Annotated in this window: 17 protein-coding genes and 1 tRNA gene; 1 reads left to right on the top strand and 17 read right to left on the bottom strand. The window is 43.9% G+C overall.

The window, feature by feature from the left end; genetic code table 11:
• Window positions 1-5: 5 nt before the first annotated feature.
• Window positions 6-497, bottom strand: coding sequence for a 3-isopropylmalate dehydratase small subunit (gene leuD, locus ACZQK9_RS01175; RefSeq protein WP_216506897.1), 492 nt, complete (start codon window positions 495-497; stop codon window positions 6-8).
• 38 nt (window positions 498-535) lie between these two features.
• Entirely contained in the window at window positions 536-1,798 is a 1,263-nt protein-coding gene (gene leuC / locus ACZQK9_RS01170; protein WP_483269360.1) for a 3-isopropylmalate dehydratase large subunit, read from the bottom strand.
• Between the two features lie 227 nt (window positions 1,799-2,025).
• Here leuC and ACZQK9_RS01165 point away from each other — a divergent pair, with 227 nt between their 5' ends.
• Window positions 2,026-3,072 (top strand): LysR family transcriptional regulator, encoded by a 1,047-nt coding sequence (locus ACZQK9_RS01165; protein WP_483269359.1) that lies wholly within the window; start codon window positions 2,026-2,028, stop codon window positions 3,070-3,072.
• Here the strand turns inward: ACZQK9_RS01165 and ACZQK9_RS01160 are convergent.
• From ACZQK9_RS01160 to cysS, 15 genes are all read right to left on the bottom strand, one after another.
• Window positions 3,069-3,464 carry a type II toxin-antitoxin system HicB family antitoxin gene (locus ACZQK9_RS01160; RefSeq protein ID WP_483269358.1) on the bottom strand — a complete coding sequence of 132 codons (396 nt, stop codon included), beginning with the start codon at window positions 3,462-3,464 and terminating at the stop codon, window positions 3,069-3,071. The genes ACZQK9_RS01165 and ACZQK9_RS01160 overlap by 4 nt on opposite strands.
• A gap of 2 nt (window positions 3,465-3,466) precedes the next feature.
• The gene (locus ACZQK9_RS01155) at window positions 3,467-3,664 is read right to left on the bottom strand and encodes a type II toxin-antitoxin system HicA family toxin (protein WP_483269357.1); all 198 of its coding nucleotides are present in this window, start codon (window positions 3,662-3,664) and stop codon (window positions 3,467-3,469) included.
• Window positions 3,665-3,877: 213 nt separating this feature from the next.
• The gene (gene groL / locus ACZQK9_RS01150; RefSeq protein WP_177983477.1) at window positions 3,878-5,506 is read right to left on the bottom strand and encodes a chaperonin GroEL; all 1,629 of its coding nucleotides are present in this window, start codon (window positions 5,504-5,506) and stop codon (window positions 3,878-3,880) included.
• A 79-nt stretch (window positions 5,507-5,585) separates the two neighbouring features.
• Window positions 5,586-5,870: a co-chaperone GroES gene (locus tag ACZQK9_RS01145; RefSeq protein ID WP_021984306.1), complete on the bottom strand. Its 285-nt coding sequence runs from the start codon at window positions 5,868-5,870 to the stop codon at window positions 5,586-5,588.
• Between the two features lie 247 nt (window positions 5,871-6,117).
• Complete coding sequence (locus ACZQK9_RS01140) at window positions 6,118-6,837, bottom strand: DUF6062 family protein (RefSeq protein WP_483269356.1); 720 nt, start codon at window positions 6,835-6,837, stop codon at window positions 6,118-6,120.
• A 93-nt stretch (window positions 6,838-6,930) separates the two neighbouring features.
• Window positions 6,931-7,572, bottom strand: coding sequence for a hypothetical protein (locus ACZQK9_RS01135; RefSeq protein WP_483269355.1), 642 nt, complete (start codon window positions 7,570-7,572; stop codon window positions 6,931-6,933).
• A 36-nt stretch (window positions 7,573-7,608) separates the two neighbouring features.
• Entirely contained in the window at window positions 7,609-8,478 is an 870-nt protein-coding gene (locus tag ACZQK9_RS01130) for a DUF2225 domain-containing protein (protein ID WP_483269354.1), read from the bottom strand.
• Window positions 8,479-8,515: 37 nt separating this feature from the next.
• A complete protein-coding gene (locus tag ACZQK9_RS01125; RefSeq protein WP_483269353.1) occupies window positions 8,516-10,183 on the bottom strand; it encodes a glutamine--tRNA ligase/YqeY domain fusion protein in 1,668 nt (555 codons plus the stop codon).
• Window positions 10,184-10,246: 63 nt separating this feature from the next.
• On the bottom strand, window positions 10,247-12,169 hold the full coding sequence (locus ACZQK9_RS01120; RefSeq protein WP_483269352.1) for a cadherin-like beta sandwich domain-containing protein: 1,923 nt from the start codon (window positions 12,167-12,169) through the stop codon (window positions 10,247-10,249).
• Between the two features lie 27 nt (window positions 12,170-12,196).
• Window positions 12,197-14,017: a dockerin type I domain-containing protein gene (locus ACZQK9_RS01115; RefSeq protein ID WP_483269351.1), complete on the bottom strand. Its 1,821-nt coding sequence runs from the start codon at window positions 14,015-14,017 to the stop codon at window positions 12,197-12,199.
• Window positions 14,018-14,150: 133 nt separating this feature from the next.
• Window positions 14,151-14,223: transfer RNA gene (locus ACZQK9_RS01110), tRNA-Thr, on the bottom strand.
• 63 nt (window positions 14,224-14,286) lie between these two features.
• Window positions 14,287-14,880 carry a sigma-70 family RNA polymerase sigma factor gene (locus tag ACZQK9_RS01105; RefSeq protein ID WP_483269350.1) on the bottom strand — a complete coding sequence of 198 codons (594 nt, stop codon included), beginning with the start codon at window positions 14,878-14,880 and terminating at the stop codon, window positions 14,287-14,289.
• A gap of 51 nt (window positions 14,881-14,931) precedes the next feature.
• On the bottom strand, window positions 14,932-15,705 hold the full coding sequence (gene rlmB / locus ACZQK9_RS01100) for a 23S rRNA (guanosine(2251)-2'-O)-methyltransferase RlmB (RefSeq protein WP_178016565.1): 774 nt from the start codon (window positions 15,703-15,705) through the stop codon (window positions 14,932-14,934).
• A 21-nt stretch (window positions 15,706-15,726) separates the two neighbouring features.
• Window positions 15,727-16,143: a Mini-ribonuclease 3 gene (locus tag ACZQK9_RS01095; protein WP_177983493.1), complete on the bottom strand. Its 417-nt coding sequence runs from the start codon at window positions 16,141-16,143 to the stop codon at window positions 15,727-15,729.
• A complete protein-coding gene (gene cysS, locus ACZQK9_RS01090; protein ID WP_483269349.1) occupies window positions 16,128-17,537 on the bottom strand; it encodes a cysteine--tRNA ligase in 1,410 nt (469 codons plus the stop codon). Before cysS ends, ACZQK9_RS01095 begins: the two co-directional genes overlap by 16 nt.
• Between the last annotated feature and the right edge of the window lie 55 nt (window positions 17,538-17,592).

The raw sequence follows: 17,592 nt of genomic DNA, 5'->3' as shown, positions 1-17,592 counted from the left end.
TGAATTTAATTTTCTTTTGCATTGATATAATTGATCAAGCCGCCATCTTTGATAATCTTCTGCATGAACGGAGGGAATGCCTGTCCCTTGAATTCCGTTCCCTTTGTCTTGTTGTAGATCATACCATTATCAAAATCAACCTCTACCATATCGCCTGCCTCAATTCCCCTGGCTGCCTCCGGACACTCAATAATCGGAAGACCGATGTTGATTGCGTTACGATAGAAGATTCTGGCAAATGTCTCAGCGATTACACAACTGATACCGGATGCCTTGATTGCAATCGGTGCATGCTCTCTGGATGAGCCGCATCCAAAATTCTTATTTGCTACCATGATATCGCCCGGCTTCACACGCTTTACGAAGTCCTTATCGATATCCTCCATACAGTTTTTTGCAAGCTCCGCAGGATCTGAAGAGTTCAGATATCTTGCCGGAATGATTACGTCTGTATCTACATTGTCACCATATTTATGTACTGTTCCGTATGCTTTCATTCTCTATTCCTCCAAATTCTTAGTATCACTGTACCATATTACTTCAATTCACATGGGCAGCTGATTTTACCTGTAATCGCAGATGCTGCTGCAACCGCCGGGCTTGCCAGATATACCTCAGAATCTACATGTCCCATACGTCCGACGAAATTACGGTTGGTTGTAGAAACACACTTTTCACCGGCTGCCATAACACCCATATGTCCACCTAAGCATGGTCCGCAGGTTGGAGTCGATACAATCGCACCTGCCTCGATAAATGCCTTTGTCAGACCTTCCTCGAGCATCTGCAGATAAACCTCCTGTGTGCCTGGGATGACGATCACACGTACCCCCTTTGCCACATGTCTGCCCTTGATGATATCCGCAGCAATACGCATATCAGAGATTCTTCCGTTTGTACAGGAACCGATGACTACCTGATCGATCTTGATCTCGCCGACCTCATCGATTGTCTTTGTATTCTCCGGAAGATGTGGGAATGCAACAGTTGGCTTTAAGGTTGAAAGGTCAATCGTATATTCCTCATCGTATACTGCATCGGCATCTGCCTCATACGTTGTATATGTCTTTGTAGAATGTTCCTTCATATAAGCTTCTGTCTGCTCATCGACTGGGAAGATACCATTCTTCGCACCTGCCTCGATTGCCATGTTCGCAATCGTGAAACGATCATCCATGGTAAGGTTCTTGATACCCTCACCAACAAATTCCATAGACTTATAAAGTGCGCCGTCCACACCGATCATACCAATGATGTGAAGGATCACATCTTTCCCGCTGATATATGGTGCTTTCTCTCCTACGATGTTAAACTTGATTGCAGATGGTACCTTGAACCATGCCTTACCCGTCACCATACCGGCTGCCATATCCGTGCTGCCGACACCTGTGGAGAATGCGCCAAGGGCACCGTAAGTACATGTATGTGAATCGGCACCGATACATGTCTCACCTGCAACGATCAATCCTTTTTCCGGAAGCAATGCATGCTCGATTCCCATCTCTCCGACATCGAAGAAATTCACGATTTCATTTTCACCGGAGAACTCGCGTACGCATTTGCAATGTTCTGCACTCTTAATATCTTTATTCGGTGTGAAGTGATCCATAACAAGTGCAATCTTGCTCTTATCAAACACTTCCTTCTTATTAAACTTTTCCATCTCATGAATGGCAACCGGTGTTGTGACATCGTTACCAAGCACCAAATCCAAATCTGCCTCAATCAACTGTCCTGCTTCCACACTTGCAAGACCTGCATGTTTCGCAAGTATTTTCTGCGTCATGGTCATTCCCATAATCATTTCCTCCTAGTTCTACTAATAATGTTAGAATCATACCATATTTCTTTCTATAATTACAATATATAATATGAATACCATTTATAACTTGTGGTTATGGTTTGGGTATGATATATTAAATAAAGCTGAACTTATTTATAATGCAAAAACAAAATATGATCTATATAGAATATTCCAATATTATAGGAAAGATTCGTTTATATGAAAAGAAATGAGAGGATGTTATGTTTGATAATCTGAATTATTACAGAGTGTTTTATACGGTTGCAAATACCGGAAATATCAGCAAGGCTGCCGATATGCTGTTTATCAGCCAGCCTGCGATCTCGAAAGCAATCTCCAAGCTTGAGGACGGACTGCATGTGAAGCTCTTTTTGCGTTCTTCCAAGGGCGTGACTATGACGGACGAGGGGCAGGTGCTATACAGCCATATCGAGAAAGCATTCTCGAATATCTCACAGGGGGAGGACGAGATCCGACATATCCATGAGCTCGGCATCGGACAGGTACGAATCGGTGTCAGTACCTCTCTTTGCAAACATATTTTATTAGACAAACTGCAGACCTTTATCTCAGAAAATCCGCATATCAAGATTATCATCGACTGTCATTCCACGGTCAACACATTGAAGCTTCTAAATGACGGGCGCATCGATATTGGTTTGATCTGCAAGACGGACATCCCTGCCGGCTTTGAATATCAGGATGTCAGCACGATTCACGACATCTTCGTCGTAAATGAAACTTACCTCTCCAACCTGCACCTGCGGGAACAGGAGGAGCTTGCACCGGAGCCGATAAATCCGTGGCTGTTTGCCGGAAATCTGACCGGTATTATGGGAAATCTGGATGAAGGTAACATCAAAAATGAAAAGTCTGCTGATTCAACTTGCGCTTCGATAAATCCTGCATCTTCCACAGATGAATCTGGATTTGCCATGAAGGACATTCTGGAAAAATCAAATCTTATGCTGTTGGAGAAAAATAATATCACACGTACGCATATTGATGATTACCTGGAGTCGCAGGGAATCCATCCGCAGCAGATACTCGAAGTAAACAACATGGATCTGCTCATTGACTTTGCCGCCATCGGCATGGGCATTGCCAGTGTCGTACGAGAGTTTGCAACGGACTATCTGGCTTCCGGGCAGATCTTAGAGCTTCCGCTCTCCCACCCGGTTGCAGAGCGTACCGTCGGGTTCGTGTACCCAAAGAGCCGTGAGAAATCGGAGGTGTTAAGGAAGTTTCTGGGAATGTGGGGATGTTAAATTCCTATTTTCTTCATCAATGCCTCTTGAAGCACCTGAGAGAAATTGATGTCATGTTCCATCGCCGCTTCATTTAACCATTCCGGAATACTAAGTGTTTTCTTCACAGATTTTGTGTTGTGTTTTTTCCTGTACTGTACCAAATCAAATTCAATCAGGCAGGAAAAATCGCCCTCTTGCAGTATATAATCCACAGGCGCAGATACTTCCGGCAATGATTTTTCGTTTTTCAGCCGGTCATCAATGCATAATCCCATTGCTTCTACAGCCATCTCGTATGCTTCTTCCATTGTTTCTCCCTGTGTCATACATTCCGGGAAGTCTGGAAATGAAATCCAATAGCCGCCCTTCTCATCGTTATGAAATATCGCCGGATAAAAATAATGATGCATAGTTATTTCTCCTCCTTTATTCCTGCCTGTTTTAATATTGCCTGTTCCAAACCTATTTTCAAATCTTTACAGTGATATGGCACAATCACTGTTTTTTGTGTTTCTTCGTTTGTTAATTTCACATGTGATCCATTTTGTGATATGATTTGAAATCCATGTTTCTTCAATTTTTCTATCATTGCTTTTGATGTTGTTGGCATATTGTTCTCCTTTTTATTATTGTATACGTAGCAATACGTATTGTCAATATGAAAGGTGGAATTGTAATAAGCTGAGCAACGCTACTTCGCTTCCGCTTCGCTCCAGCTCAGTATGTTGCTTCGCAACATACATAAAAATAAAAACACGGCGGTTACCACAAGTAAACTTGCGTAACCGCCGTGTTTTTATTTTTATATGCGTTGCTCAGGTTATTACATCATTCCCATGCCGCCGCCCATGCCACCTGCTGGCATAGCCGGAGCATCTTCCTTAATGTCTGCAACAACAGACTCTGTTGTAAGGAATGTAGAAGCAACGGATGTTGCATTCTGTAATGCTGTTCTTGTAACCTTCACAGGATCGATGATACCTGCTTCGATCATGTTTACATACTCTTCTTTGTAAGCATCAAATCCAACACCAACCTCAGACTCTTTGATCTTGTTGATGATAACTGCGCCCTCAAGACCTGCATTGGATGCGATATGAGCAAGCGGAGCTGTCAGTGCCTTTGCAATGATTGTTGCACCGGTCTTCTCGTCACCTTCCAATGTATCAATCAGAGCATTCAGCTTCTTAGAAGCATGGATATATGCAGATCCACCACCTGCGATGATACCCTCTTCTACAGCTGCTCTTGTAGCGTTCAAAGCATCTTCCAGACGAAGCTTTGCTTCCTTCATCTCTGTCTCAGTTGCAGCACCAACACGGATAACAGCAACACCACCAGCAAGCTTTGCCAGTCTCTCCTGCAGCTTCTCCTTATCGAATTCAGATGTTGTCTCAGCAAGCTGTGCCTTGATGACATTGACTCTTGCTTCGATATCTGCCTTTGCACCACAACCATCAACGATAACTGTATTCTCCTTGGCAACCTTTACGCTCTTTGCACGTCCGAGCTGATCCAGAGTTGTCTCCTTCAAATCATAGCCAAGCTCCTCAGAGATGACTGTACCACCTGTCAGGATTGCGATATCCTGCAACATTTCTTTTCTTCTGTCACCATAGCCAGGTGCCTTTACACCTACAACGGAGAATGTACCACGCAGCTTATTTACGATCAATGTTGTAAGAGCCTCGCCCTCGATATCCTCAGCGATGATCAAAAGCTTCTGTCCGCCCTGTACGATCTGCTCCAGAAGTGGAAGAATATCCTGGATGTTGGAAATCTTCTTATCTGTAATCAGGATATATGGATTATCCAGCTCTGCAACCATCTTCTCCATATCTGTTGCCATGTAAGCACTTACATAACCACGATCAAACTGCATACCTTCTACCAAGTCAAGCTCTGTCTTCATTGTCTTAGACTCTTCGATTGTGATAACGCCATCCTTAGAAACCTTCTCCATTGCATCTGCAACAAGTTCACCGACACCATCATCACCAGCAGAGATAGAGGCAACTCTTGCGATCTGCTCCTTGCCATTGATAGACTCGCTCATCTCTGAGATTGCATCGACAGCTGCATCGCAAGCCTTCTTCATACCTTTACGAAGTACGATTGGGTTTGCTCCGGCTGCTAAGTTCTTCATACCTTCGTTGATCATTGCCTGAGCAAGAACGGTTGCTGTTGTTGTACCATCACCGGCAACATCGTTTGTCTTGGTTGCAACTTCCTTTACAATCTGTGCACCCATATCCTCGAATGGATCTTCAAGAGAAATCTCCTTTGCGATTGTCACACCATCATTTGTGATGAGTGGGGAACCAAATGACTTTGCAAGAACTACATTTCTTCCTTTTGGTCCAAGTGTTACGCTAACTGTATCTGCAAGCTGGTTTACGCCTGCCTCCAAAGCCTTTCTGGCTTCTGCTCCATACTTAATTTCCTTTGCCATTGTATTACGCCTCCTAGTTTTTTTCGCATCTTCTAATGATAACGGCAATACTTTCTTCGTACCCATACTGCCTTACCTGTTACTGAACGATTGCAAGAATATCTGCCTGCTTTACAATGATGTACTCATCATCTCCAAGCTTTACTTCTGTTCCTGCATATCTTGAATAGATTACTTTATCGCCAGCCTTTACTTCCATTGGAACCTTCTCGCCATCTACGACAGCACCAGGGCCAACTTCAACAACCTCTGCATACTGTGGTTTTTCCTGTGACTGTGTCGGAAGAACGATTCCTGATTTCGTCGTCTCTTCTGCAACGGACTGCTTTAATACAACTCTGTCTCCTAACGGTGTTAACTTCATAATATACCCGACCTCCTAATTTTTACTTTTAGCACTCGTATTGGTCGAGTGCTAACATAATTCTTATTGTACTCATTTTTTTGAAAAAATCAACCCCTAATTTGCAAATTTAACCAAATGGACACAATTTACCGGACAGCCCGTAAATAATGTATGAATGCCGCATTGGTTTTATGCCATTTTCCTCGTCGTCATAACAAAAATCAGGCAGAAAAGCATGTAACTCTTCTGCCTGTATCCTGCTCTGTTATGATTCTATAATTGTATGATTGGTCTTGATAATCCCCCGCGGCAGCGAATCCTTCGCATTCTTCCACGGCTCGTCCTTATACCGGTAATCAAATTTATCGATAAACCAGCCAATGTCACCGTTTACCCGCTCCATGCCATCAAAATATGTCTTGTTCAAAACCTCTTGAAATTCTGCATAGGCATCCTTCGGAAGCTTCACGCTTCCCGCATCATACAGAACTCCGTAATGATAGGTACAAAAGCCCTTACAGTCAGCAAATTTCTTCCGAAACTCAGGTTCCTTCTTCCACAGGTGAAGAATCGTATCGATATACCGCATGGATGTCTCCTTCATCCGGTTGCAGATAAAACATGAATCCTCAAGACGTTTGATATAGTCACTGACCGAAGAGCTCGCCTGCTTCTTGAAAAGTCCTCCCGACACAATCGGTTTTCCCGTACTCAGTGCCTTCAGATCCCGGATTGTCTTATCCGTGTGTGTCTTCAACATCAGTGCAAGCCCCAGCCGGTTTTTCTCCGCATAGAGCATCCGCACATGATGTGCACAAAAGCCCTGTTCATCCGTCATTGCACGGTTATCATCCTCCATGTAGCTTGGTCCCATTGTATATTCAATCGCATTGCGCTCGAGCTGGCGGTTCATCTCACAGATCGGGCACTCACAATCTGTTGTAAATGCATCATTTACCGGAATTGTATACAACTGTTCTGCCATTTTTCGTCTCCTTTTTCTCTGTGTCTTATCGAGACAGGCTCTACCCGTCTCAACCGAAAAAAGAGCACAGCGGTCTTGTTGTGCTCTCTTCACTTAATTTACAATATAATCTCCTGTCTCAGCATCCCGCAGGAAATGCAGCTTCAGATAATTCCTATAGTTCCGCAGCTTGCCTTCATAGATAACTTCGAGTCCTTCGCACATCCTGAAATCGCGATGGCACGTCAGTCCCGGTTTCTTCGTAATCAGAGGAATTCCTGCTTTCCGAAGAACATACGATACAAACTGTGAACAGAAATAATTGTATCGACGTTCCACCGACCTCCGGCACATCACGCCTAAAATACCAAGATAATTATATCGGTAAAATGCTTTTTCACTCTTAAATTGTTCCAGTATCTCCGTAATCTTTTCATACTGTTCTTTTGTTACACGCAATCTTCCAATTCTGCATGTAGTATGGACATCACGTCCAAATACCCCCGTCGTGATATCCTCGTTGATAAACCCGCAGTCAAACGGATTATGTAAATGCTTTCTTGCAAAGCTGTACATTTCCTTTAATTCCACATCCATGGCAAGCGATGTATGCGCATACGGTTCATGCGTCCACAATTTAATCACCTGCGACGGGAGTGTCTGTGTCTTAGATAACACAATATAAACACTGTAATCCTCTTCATCCGGTTCATACACGTGCAAAGGAATGTCTGTCATAATATTATTTGCATCCATACCTGTTCCATCTGTTAATACAGATTATGCTCCATCTCATTTATTGTTCTTAATACTCTCCCGAATCATATCCTTCAGCTTCAATGCTTCATCCTTCATCCGGGACGAAGCCGAGCGCGAAGTAATCACGGTAGACAGCAGGCGAAGTGCATCTTCGTTCTTTCCAAGCCTGCGTGCAAGATCTGCCAGTAGATACTGAAGTGTATTTTCATCCATTCCCGCCATCGGAAACGTCTCTGACGAGATTGCCTTCAAAAATCCCTCATACGCATTTTTTATGCATTCTCTTTCGTCCATATACAAAGATCGGTTTTCCTCCGGTTTGATTCCTTCCGGACGTGCCGCAAGATACTGCCGCTTTCCTCGTAATACCCACGCATATTTCAGACAGGTATATGCCCGTTCACTGCTTTTTGCCTTTTTCACCATCGTTGTAATCAGCGCGAGCTGGTATCGTGTGATTGCATCATCATACGTAAAAATGTCTTTACTGACCGCTGATTCCAATCCATTGAATTTTGCGCCAATCTGTTCACTGATATCTTTAATCTGACGGTTCATCAGCTTTCCAAAATACCTTCCGAGCGCAGAATATCCACATTTTTCACAAGTAATCACATCATACTTGATCGGATCTATATGATTATAGATTGGCCGGAGGTCACTGTCCTTCGACACCAGCCGTACTTTTCCAGCACGCACACACTTTGTCTTGAATGTCAGATTGCAAACCGGACATTCATAGGTCTTATCAAACAGTGCTTCCTTCTCTATCTCCTCCGGTGATTTTGTATCTTTTACCTCGACTGTGCCATGTTTACCTGCAGCATCGCAATCAGTCTCCATAATTTTCGACTCATCAAAATCACCCAGGCCAAGTTTTCCCATTGTGGAAAAAATGCCCATAGTAATCCTCCTCTGCCTAACACCCTTATTACCGTTCTTATTTCGCCGGTTTGTACGAACTCTTTAACGAGACGATCCGGTTAAATACCAGATGATCTTCTGTTGTATCCTTCGCATCCACGCAGAAATAGCCATGACGCAAGAACTGGAACTTGTCACCCTTGACAGCCTCTCCAAGCGCTGCTTCGAGCTTACAGTTCTTCAATACTGTCAGAGAATTCGGATTGTAATTCAAAGTACCATCCTCATTAAGCTTTCCCTTTTCCTCATCCACGATATTCTCATACAGGCGTACTTCCGCATCGACTGCGCTCTCGGCAGATACCCAGTGGATCGTTCCCTTGACCTTTCTGCCCTCGAACCCGGAACCGCTTCTCGTCTCCGGATCATAAGTACAGTGGATCTCTGTTACAACACCATTTTCATCCTTCTTGTAATCCACACATTTTACGAAATATGCACCCTTTAAGCGCACTTCATTTCCAGGGAACAGACGGAAATACTTCTTCGGTGGTTCCTCCATGAAATCTTCACGGTCGATATATAACTCTCTGGAGAATGCAACCTGACGTTTGCCAGCCGATTCATCCTCCTGGTTGTTATCGATATCAAAATACTCCACCTGTCCTTCCGGATAGTTGTCAATGATAAGCTTAATTGGATCAAGCACCGCCATCATACGATCTGCCTTCAGGCGCAGATCCTCACGGATACAATATTCAAGCATCGCATAATCAACGGAACTCTGTGACTTGGATACGCCAACCAGCTCCATAAACATCTTGATGGATTCCCTTGTGAACCCACGTCTCCGAAGAGCAGCGATTGATACCAGTCTCGGATCATCCCAGCCATCCACAATTCCATCTTCTACAAGCTTCTTGATATATCGCTTTCCTGTAACTACATTCGTCAGATATAGCTTTGCAAACTCAATCTGTCTCGGTGGATTCTTGTATTCCAGTTCCCTCACAACCCAGTCATACAGCGGTCTGTGATCTTCAAATTCCAATGTACAGATAGAGTGTGTAATTCCCTCCTCTGCATCCTCGATTGGGTGTGCAAAATCATACATCGGGTAGATACACCACTTATCACCGGTATTGTGATGCGTCATACGTGCAATACGGTAGATAACCGGATCACGCATATTGATATTCGGGCTTGCCATGTCAATCTTCGCACGCAATACCTTGCTTCCATCCGGATATTCTCCATTCTTCATCCCCTCAAATAATTTTAGATTTTCCTCTACGCTTCTGTCTCGGTATGGGCTGTTCTTGCCCGGTTCCTTCAAAGTTCCACGATACTCGCGAATCTCATCTGCAGACAGATCACAGACATATGCTTTTCCCTTCTTGATCAGCTTAATTGCTGCTTCGTACATCGCATCAAAATAATTCGATGCGAAATAAATCTTATCTCCATAATCAGCACCCAGCCATTTGATATCATCAATGATGGACTGCACATATTCCGTCTTTTCCTTTGTCGGGTTCGTATCATCAAACCGGAAATGGAATGTTCCGCCATACTCCTTGGCAAGACCATAATTTAACAAAATGGATTTGGCATGTCCGATATGCAGATATCCATTTGGTTCTGGAGGGAAACGGGTTACAACCTCCGTATATTTCCCTTCTGCCAAGTCCTTATCTATCTCCTGTTCAATAAAATTCTTTGAAACTGTTGCTTCACCTTCCATGGACGTACTCCTTTTTTCTAGTATTTTTATATCATATCATTGTATCATTATTTCGTCAATTTCCTATTTATTCTCTGAATCCTTTGGCTGTGTATCATCTGCAAATACACTGTCTCTCTGGGAATCATAATTCGTCATAATCCGATTATTGATCTCCATGGAACGCTTCTCGTAATCCTCATGTGCAAGTTCTTTTTCTGATTTCTCGACATAGGCTTCACCACCCATGCTTGTCTGGAAATCACGGTTCACTTCCTCCACCAGCGCATTCACCTCTGGTGTAAGAATTGAACTATCTACCTTTGGAATCTCAGAGGTATGCTCCAGTTCCGATGGATCAGCCACATTCTCCGGTACCCGCACTTTAGACACCTCATTATCATAAATTCCCTCGATCACAGCATCCGCCAGTTTTTCATCCGTTGTTTCAGGCTGTGGTGCTGATGGTTCTTCTGTAATCTCAGGCTCTTCCAGACCAAGCTTCTGCAAAAGCTCCGGATTCACATCTTTATTTGCATTTGCAAGCTGGGCAATCATATCCTCTGCATCCAGCATTTCCTTATTCTGCTTGTTGATTCTGCATCCAATAATTACCAGACATATTATCAGAATCACAATAATCAAAGCTGCTCCCACCATAATTCCGATTACCAGTGGATTTGTAAATGGGTTCTTCTCTGTTGGAACTTCCACAGGGGCACTTGGAGTTGCCACGGTCGGAGTTGCCGGCACAAGCACTTCCTCTGAAACGATCATCGGCACATAGCGCAAAAACGCCTCTTCCTTTGCATCGTATTCATAGAAGCCTTCCTCGCCCTCTACATTGATTGCATAAACCAGATACAGCTCCTTATCCGCGATATCCCCAGACTGATATGCAACAACCTGATTCTCGCCAATTTTCAACACAGTCTCCACAAACCCTTTCGGAATCGTAACGCCTTCCGGAACGGCTGTGATGATATAACGGTTATATTGGGAAGAGTATTCCTGATATGGTGTGAATATATCTTTCTCCGCATCCATAATAAACCAGTGATTCTCACCATCTTCATCTTTCAGGCATACTACTGTAAGCTTCTTGTTCGGAGACTCATAAGAAAGTACATCCCAATCCTTATAGGTTGTCGTACCTGCAGTAAAGCCCTCTGGAGCCTCCAGGCCATCCTCACTCATAACAAACGAATAGTCTTTTCCCTCGATTGTTGCAACCGGATCACCAACATCCTCCCCTGCCTGTACGTTGATCGTATAAACCTTAACCGCACCATTTTCTGCGGTTACCGTAACCCGTACTGTATTTTTACCTTTCTGAATCGAGTTGGCACCGGATATATTCGTTGTCGCCTTGCTGTCTGCTACTTCCGCACTTACAACAACACTTGTCACATCCTCGTCAACCTGTAAAGAATACGAAGTCCGATCAGCAGAAAAAGATGGATTCAATGTTCCAGGAGATACCTGCAGGCTTGCCAGATCACAGTCTGCGGACTTTCCATCCTCCTCAGTTGTTTCTGTTGTCTTCCCTTCCTCGGTTGTCGATTTGTTATCCTCATTTGATGTTGTCTCCACCGTTACTGTTGCACCTGCATGAGAAATAGATACCGCATTGCCATTGATATCGTAGACATCACTTCCACTTGTCGTAATACTGCCACTACCGTTTGCAATCGCTGTAAAAGAAATTGAGAACGAGCCTGCTGAAGTTCCACTTGCTGTCACAGTTCCGCCTCCTCCATTGACAATGGCGCTTCCACTTGCAGAATTATATTGCAATACGCTAGAGTTGTATGACACATAAATCGTATATGCGGAAATATCCGAACCACTGACAGATATTGTCGCAGTGACATTGTTTCCTACACTCACGGTACTTGCACTTAACGCAATCACTACATTCGCTGCCTGCGCATCAATCTTGCCAAACTGCATACATAAAATGAATGCTGTCAATATTGCCAGTCCACGTTTCAAAAATTGTTTCATGATAGTCCTCCTGCCTTTATCCTATAGTTATTGGATTGTTTCTAATCCAACAATATGTCGTTGTATTTTAACGATATCCAAAGCGGTTACCTTTCCATCTCCATTGACATCCGCAATCGCAAGCACATCACCATTTAACGTATCCAGACCAACGATCAGTCTCTGTATTTTAACTATATCCAGAGCTGTAATCTTTCCATCTCCATTCAGATCACCCTTCCTGCCATCTGCAGATGGCGTCGTCGGGTTGTTCGTTGCCGTGCCCCGTACAACCGTTAAATTATAGGTCCTGGTCGCACCACTCTGCGCTGTTACTACAAGGCTGATCACATTGGTTCCTTCAGATAGGCATATCGTTCCGGCTCCGCTCACACGTGCATTCTGATTTACCGGCGTTGCTGTAATTGAAATCTGATCTACCGAACCAGATACAATCAGAGAATAATCTGTTGTATTATTCACAGCATAGGATGGTGTCAATCCGTATCCCTGTATAGAAAGTGTTTTCAACCAGTTGTTTGGATTGCCTGAATCCGCCGGCTTTGAGACCGCCTGCGAAGGCATACTCGAATATACCGGTATCTCGAACAACATAGAAGAATTCAACAGATTGTTATTGTAGTATGCATTATAATTTGTCAGACATTCTGTCGCTGGAGACTGAATGTTTGCCATATACTGATGACTGAACAGACTACTTTTATTCGTCACATTAAATTTCTGTGTATACAACGTATTCTGTCCAACTCCAATGTATGATGCGCCCAAAAACTGTGCACCACCAATGATTGATTTTGAAACTGTATTCCACGGTCTTCCGTAAGATCCGCTCCCCGCTGCCCATTGCAGGCCTTTCACCGCCGCATTTCCATTTGGCGAATTATACGCGCCAATATTATAAAAATTATAAATTCCCGGATAAGAAGAATTCGTACCGGAGCATGCTGTTCCGATTGTTGAACCCATTTCCAGCTTGATCCGGCTTGCGATATGATATGGACTGACACCTGACTGCGCCGCCGCATCCATAATAATCTGCGCATACGTCTTGCTCTCTCCAGACGGAATTGTCTGATACATAAATGTTCCTTTTAAAATTGCTTCCACACCTGTCTCATTTTGCACATCCTGCTGATATGACAGGCTTTCAAACGCAAACACATAATTTTCATACAGATATGTACGTGGATCCAAATAATATGCAACCAGCTCATCCGAAGCTGCAAACCATGTTTTTCCATCGTAAGAACTCCATGTATCCGTTGCTGCATTGTAGCCAACCGTTGTTGACCGCCAGTTATAATGCGGATAGGAACTTGTACCATAAATCAGATTCTTTACCTGTCCGGACTTGGAAACCTCATTGGCTAAGAGTGTATTCCAGTCAACCCCTGTCTGCACAGCCCGGAATTTCCAGTTTGGATATTTCTCATGGATTGCCCGCAGATAGGGTTTGTAGCTGTCAGGGAACCCCTGCGCCGAAAGACTCGCTTCAAAATCAGCATCCCCACTCGGTGTTGAAGGTGTTGGTGTCTCTCCCGCGACAACATACGAAGAGGACACATATCCAGTATAAGTTGTTCCATTGTATGTAAGTGATACCTTATACCAGCTGGAATTGGATGTGTCCTGTATCGTCAGCGTCTGACCACCACTCAGATAAATTGTATTACCATTGGAATCCTTGATTGGTGTCCCTCCCGGTGTCTCGCGAAAATAGAGTCCGGTTACACCAGATTTTATAGCCCCCTCCGTTGCCGCGGAAGCTCGCAAAACGGGTATATACTGAAACAGCAGAACAACCATACAGATTGCCACTGCCATTGAAATCCATCGTTTTTTTGTCATTAAACCACACCTTTTCCAATTTTAAGCCTAGTGATACAAGGGTAGTATAGCACAATATATTGATGGGTGCAGTATTTTTTTGGCTTTTTTTGTGATTTTTCTTAGATTTACATGAAAAAAGATAAAAAAAGAAAGCTGGTAACGGGAATCGAACCCGTGACCTCCGCACTACCAATGCGACGCTCTACCGACTGAGCCATACCAGCTTGCTTTATGCAAAGCACAAATGAGATAATACTTTATTTATAGTTTTCTGTCAAGGGGCAATCTTATTTCCGCGATAATTTCCCTCGGATCCGTTGTAATGCATTATCCACTGCCTTTTCTGTCTTTCCAAGATGTTCAGCAATTGCTTCGTAAGACATTCCCTGTAAATACAGTGTAAGTACCTGTTTTTCCAGCTTACTTAGCTCTTTCTGGATACGTTCATTCCGGTCTTTTTGCTGCTCTCTCGCAATGAGCAGCTTCTCTGGATCCTCTTCCCGGCTTGTAACAAGCCGTTCCTCCAACATGAAATTATCATCCTCTTCGCTGTTCATATACAGGGATACATAAGAATTCAATGGCACATGCTTCTTCCGGTTTGAATTTGTAATCGCGTTCTGGATCTGTCTGCGGATACAAACACTTGCAAAGGTTGCAAACGACGTATCCTTTTCCGGCTGATAATCACGCATTGCCTTAAAAAGTCCGATCATCCCCTCCTGTGACAGATCATCCATCTCGGCGCCAATCAGATACACAGTCCGAACCTCTCGTTTGACAAGATATCCGTATTTTTTGAGCAGATACTCCACCGCATCGTCATCATGCTTATGAATCCGTTTTATAATTTCATTATCTTCAAGCTTTGAATAATCCAAACTTTTCTCCCCATGTCCATGCTCATTCTTTCCTGCCGCACAATGCTGTTTCTACTGCATTCTCTGCCGCACAACTTCATATGCAAGCACACCAGCAGCAACCGATGCATTCAGGGAATCTATGTCACCCTTCATCGGAATTGATACAACATAATCACATTTTTCTTTGACAAGACGGCTCACACCGCTTCCTTCGTTTCCGATTACCAGCCCGATCGGTCCGGTCAGATTCGCACGGTACATCACCTCACCGCCCATATCAGCGCAGGCAAACCATAAGCCTCTATCCTTTAATTCATCAATTGTCTTGGCAATATTCGTCACCTTGGCAACCGGTGTATAATGGATGGCTCCTGCCGAAGCCTTTACAACTGTCGCTGTAAGTCCCACTGCACGCCGTTTCGGAATAATCACGCCATGCGCACCGCACAGGTTTGCGGTACGGATAATTGCGCCTAAGTTATGCGGATCTTCGATCTCATCTAAGATAAAGATAAACGGATCCTCTCCCTTTTCCTTTGCTTTCTCTAAGATATCATCCACTTCAGCATACGAAAATGCCGCTGTAATTGCCATCACTCCCTGATGTTTGCGGTCCGAAGACATCTGGTCGAGTTTCTCCTTGCTCACGAAGTTGACGATCACATCCCGTTTCTTCGCATCGCGCAGGATAGATGAGATCACGCCATCGCGCAGACCATCCTGAATATACAGCTTATCAACAGTCTTTCCGGCACGGAATGCCTCTAAGACGGCATTTCTTCCTTCAATCATATGATCGTCTGTTTGTTCCTGTTCATTTATAATATTCTTATTCTCACTCATTTTTATTTTCCTTCATCATAGCTATGATTCTTTGCTCTCAAGATACTGCCGGATCATACCATCCACAAAATATTGCAGCCGGTCCATATCCCCTTTCAGATACAGATAACCATACAGCGCTTCCAATCCCGTTGCCTTGCGATACTGCCCCATTGTTGCATTCTTCGCCTTGGAATGGGTATTTGTATTTCTACCACGCTTGTAGACGTCAAGCTCATCCTCCGACAGTTCTTCCATGATCCGGTCGATATAATCCGCCTGATTCACCGCCTTTACGATTTTGCTGACCTCCACATGATACTTATGCGGCTGCATATTGGAATGTGTGACGAAATATTTCTTCACCAGCAGATCCAATATACTATCACCCATATACGCAAGCGCAAGCGGCGAATACTGATATGCATTTACCTGTTCGGTCTTTACGCTCTCTTCCATCTTACACCTTCTCTGGTATCCTCCAGAATAATTCCCTTCTCTGTAAGCAGATCACGGATCTCATCTGCTCTCGCAAAGTCCTTTGCCTTTCTGGCTGCCTGACGTTCCTCAATCAGATTCTCAATCTCCTCATCCAGAAGAACCTCCTGCTCCTTGATATCAATACCAAGAATATCCATCAGCTGCTTCATTGTATCATACAGCTTCTGTGCAAATGCCTTGCTTGTTACACCGGTCTTTACATTTGTATTTGCAAATTTTACAAGCTCGAAGATAACAGAAATCGCATCCGCTGTATTTAAGTCATCCTCCATTGCATCCTCAAAACGCTTTACATAGGTCGGAATCTCTTCTGCAAGCTTCGTCTCTGCCTCTGTCATATCGGAAACTGTACAGTTATTGATTGCCTCTTCTACCTTCGATGCAGATGTACGGATTCTATCTAAACCATTCTTAGAGCTTTCCACAAGCTCTGCGGAGAAGTTAAGCGGACTTCTGTAATGCGCGGAAAGCATGAAGAAACGAATCACCTGCAAATCATACTTTTCTCCAATCTCTCTTACCGTGAAGAAGTTTCCGAGTGACTTGGACATCTTCTCGTTGTTGATCTTCAGGAATCCATTGTGCATCCAGTAGCGTGCAAACTCTGTATCATTGGCTGCCTCACTCTGTGCGATCTCATTTTCATGGTGTGGGAAGATCAAATCCTCACCACCGGCATGAATATCGATAACATCGCCAATGTATTTCTTCGACATAACCGAACACTCCAGATGCCAGCCCGGTCTTCCGTCACCCCAAGGAGATGGCCAGGATGGCTCACCCTCCTTCTTCGGTTTCCAGAGTACGAAATCAAGCGGATCTTCCTTCTCATCCTCGCCGGACACGAGAAGCTCGCGGTTTCCGGCACGCAGATCGTCGATATTCTTCTTGGAAAGCTTGCCATAATCAGAGAATTTTCTTGTACGGAAATATACAGTTCCATTTACTTCATACGCATAACCCTTCTCAATCAATGTCTCTACCATCGCAATCATATCCGGAATCTCTTTCGTTGCCTGCGGATGTGTCGTTGCTTCTTCTACATGAAGCGCTTCCATATCCTTCTTGCACTCTGCGATGTAACGCTCGGAGATTACAGACGCATCAACCCCCTCCTCATTCGCACGCTTAATGATCTTGTCGTCGACATCGGTAAAGTTTGACACATAGTTTACTTCATAACCCTTGTACTCAAAATATCTGCGCAATGTATCAAATACGATCATCGGTCTTGCATTTCCGATGTGAATATAGTCATATACGGTTGGTCCACAGACGTAGATGCCTACCTTGCCCTCATTGATTGGCTGAAATTCATCCTTATGTCTGGTGAGTGTATTAAAAATCTTCATACCTGTTTGTTCCTCCTGCGATCGTTCCAATTTCTTTTTCAAATATGTCATGCAA

This window comes from Wujia sp. (genome assembly GCF_056872695.1).
This window is presented reverse-complemented; position numbering and strand designations above follow the sequence as displayed.

What these genes read in the sequence shown, in the direction of transcription:
- leuD (WP_216506897.1), bottom strand. Translation starts at nt 497, where the DNA reads ATGAAAGCATACGGAACAGTACATAAATATGGTGACAATGTAGATACA.
- leuC (WP_483269360.1), bottom strand. Translation starts at nt 1,798, where the DNA reads ATGGGAATGACCATGACGCAGAAAATACTTGCGAAACATGCAGGTCTT.
- ACZQK9_RS01165 (WP_483269359.1), top strand. Translation starts at nt 2,026, where the DNA reads ATGTTTGATAATCTGAATTATTACAGAGTGTTTTATACGGTTGCAAAT.
- ACZQK9_RS01160 (WP_483269358.1), bottom strand. Translation starts at nt 3,464, where the DNA reads ATGCATCATTATTTTTATCCGGCGATATTTCATAACGATGAGAAGGGC.
- ACZQK9_RS01155 (WP_483269357.1), bottom strand. Translation starts at nt 3,664, where the DNA reads ATGCCAACAACATCAAAAGCAATGATAGAAAAATTGAAGAAACATGGA.
- groL (WP_177983477.1), bottom strand. Translation starts at nt 5,506, where the DNA reads ATGGCAAAGGAAATTAAGTATGGAGCAGAAGCCAGAAAGGCTTTGGAG.
- ACZQK9_RS01145 (WP_021984306.1), bottom strand. Translation starts at nt 5,870, where the DNA reads ATGAAGTTAACACCGTTAGGAGACAGAGTTGTATTAAAGCAGTCCGTT.
- ACZQK9_RS01140 (WP_483269356.1), bottom strand. Translation starts at nt 6,837, where the DNA reads ATGGCAGAACAGTTGTATACAATTCCGGTAAATGATGCATTTACAACA.
- ACZQK9_RS01135 (WP_483269355.1), bottom strand. Translation starts at nt 7,572, where the DNA reads ATGGATGCAAATAATATTATGACAGACATTCCTTTGCACGTGTATGAA.
- ACZQK9_RS01130 (WP_483269354.1), bottom strand. Translation starts at nt 8,478, where the DNA reads ATGGGCATTTTTTCCACAATGGGAAAACTTGGCCTGGGTGATTTTGAT.
- ACZQK9_RS01125 (WP_483269353.1), bottom strand. Translation starts at nt 10,183, where the DNA reads ATGGAAGGTGAAGCAACAGTTTCAAAGAATTTTATTGAACAGGAGATA.
- ACZQK9_RS01120 (WP_483269352.1), bottom strand. Translation starts at nt 12,169, where the DNA reads ATGAAACAATTTTTGAAACGTGGACTGGCAATATTGACAGCATTCATT.
- ACZQK9_RS01115 (WP_483269351.1), bottom strand. Translation starts at nt 14,017, where the DNA reads ATGACAAAAAAACGATGGATTTCAATGGCAGTGGCAATCTGTATGGTT.
- rlmB (WP_178016565.1), bottom strand. Translation starts at nt 15,705, where the DNA reads ATGAGTGAGAATAAGAATATTATAAATGAACAGGAACAAACAGACGAT.
- ACZQK9_RS01095 (WP_177983493.1), bottom strand. Translation starts at nt 16,143, where the DNA reads ATGGAAGAGAGCGTAAAGACCGAACAGGTAAATGCATATCAGTATTCG.
- cysS (WP_483269349.1), bottom strand. Translation starts at nt 17,537, where the DNA reads ATGAAGATTTTTAATACACTCACCAGACATAAGGATGAATTTCAGCCA.